The following is a 1,826-nucleotide window of genomic DNA, read 5'->3' as shown; positions in this document are numbered from 1 at the left end:
TCATGGTCAAGTCCTCGGCCTATTAGTACCGGTCAGCTCCACACATTACTGCGCTTCCACTTCCGGCCTATCAACCCCATCATCTCTAGGGGGCCTTACCCACTCTCGTGGTGGGAGACCTCATCTTGAGGCGAGCTTCCCGCTTAGATGCTTTCAGCGGTTATCCCTACCGAACGTAGCCAACCAGCCGTGCTCCTGGCGGAACAACTGGCACACCAGAGGTTCGTCCGTCCCGGTCCTCTCGTACTAGGGACAGCCCCTCGCAAGTCTCCTGCGCGCGCAGCGGATAGGGACCGAACTGTCTCGCGACGTTCTAAACCCAGCTCGCGTACCGCTTTAATGGGCGAACAGCCCAACCCTTGGGACCTACTCCAGCCCCAGGATGCGACGAGCCGACATCGAGGTGCCAAACCATCCCGTCGATATGGACTCTTGGGGAAGATCAGCCTGTTATCCCCGGGGTACCTTTTAGCCGTTGAGCGACACCGCTTCCACACGCCGATGCCGGATCACTAGTCCCAGCTTTCGCTCCTGCTCGACCCGTCAGTCTCACAGTCAAGCTCCCTTGTGCACTTACACTCGACACCTGATTGCCAACCAGGCTGAGGGAACCTTTGGGCGCCTCCGTTACCTTTTAGGAGGCAACCGCCCCAGTTAAACTACCCACCAGACACTGTCCCCCACCCGGATTCACGGGCGCGGGTTAGACGTCCAAAACGACCAGAGTGGTATTTCACCAATGACTCCACGGTAACTAGCGTTACCGCTTCCCAGTCTCCCACCTATCCTACACAAGACGCTCCAAACGCCAATGTCAAGCTGTAGTGAAGGTCCCGGGGTCTTTCCGTCCTGCTGCGCGAAACGAGCATCTTTACTCGTACTGCAATTTCACCGGGCCTGTGGTTGAGACAGCGGGGAAGTCGTTACGCCATTCGTGCAGGTCGGAACTTACCCGACAAGGAATTTCGCTACCTTAGGATGGTTATAGTTACCACCGCCGTTTACCGGCGCTTAAGTTCTCACCTTCGCCAGTCGAAACTGGCTAAGCGGTCCCCTTAACGTTCCGGCACCGGGCAGGCGTCAGTCCGTATACATCGTCTTACGACTTCGCACGGACCTGTGTTTTTAGTAAACAGTCGCTTCCCCCTGGCCACTGCGACCCCCACCAGCTCACGGAGCTAGTCCGATCACCAGTAAAGGTCCCCCTTCTCCCGAAGTTACGGGGGCAATTTGCCGAGTTCCTTAACCACAGTTCACCCGACCGCCTTGGTATTCTCTACCTGACCACCTGAGTCGGTTTCGGGTACGGGCCGCCGCGACACTCACTAGAGGCTTTTCTCGGCAGCATAGGATCACCCACTTCGCCACAATCGGCTCGGCATCACACCTCAGGCTCAATGAGAGACGGATTTGCCTATCTCTCGCCCTACATGCTTACCCCGGGACAACCACCGCCCGGGCTGGGCTACCTTCCTGCGTCACCCCATCGCTTACCTACTACCAGATCAGGCCAGGCGTTCACCCTGACGCCGGCTCCGAAGAGCCAACCGGGCTAAGGACCCTTAGTATCACTGGATTCGATATGGGCGCATCACAGCGGGTACGGGAATATCAACCCGTTGTCCATCGACTACGCCTGTCGGCCTCGCCTTAGGTCCCGACTTACCCTGGGCGGACGAACCTGCCCCAGGAACCCTTGGTCATCCGGCGCAGAAGATTCTCACTTCTGACTCGCTACTCATGCCTGCATTCTCACTCGCACGACCTCCACCACACGATCACTCGGCGGCTTCACCGGTTCGCACGACGCTCCCCTACCCACCCCC

Annotated in this window: 1 rRNA gene; it reads right to left on the bottom strand. The window is 58.3% G+C overall.

The features are described from left to right. Nucleotides 1-2 precede the first annotated feature (2 nt). Nucleotides 3-1,826: ribosomal RNA gene (locus tag ACWEQG_RS38975) — 23S ribosomal RNA — on the bottom strand; the annotation flags it as partial.

The sequence above is a fragment of the Microbispora sp. NPDC004025 genome, assembly GCF_053604425.1.
Note: the sequence above shows the minus strand (reverse complement) of the source record. Positions and strands in the feature narration are given on the sequence as shown.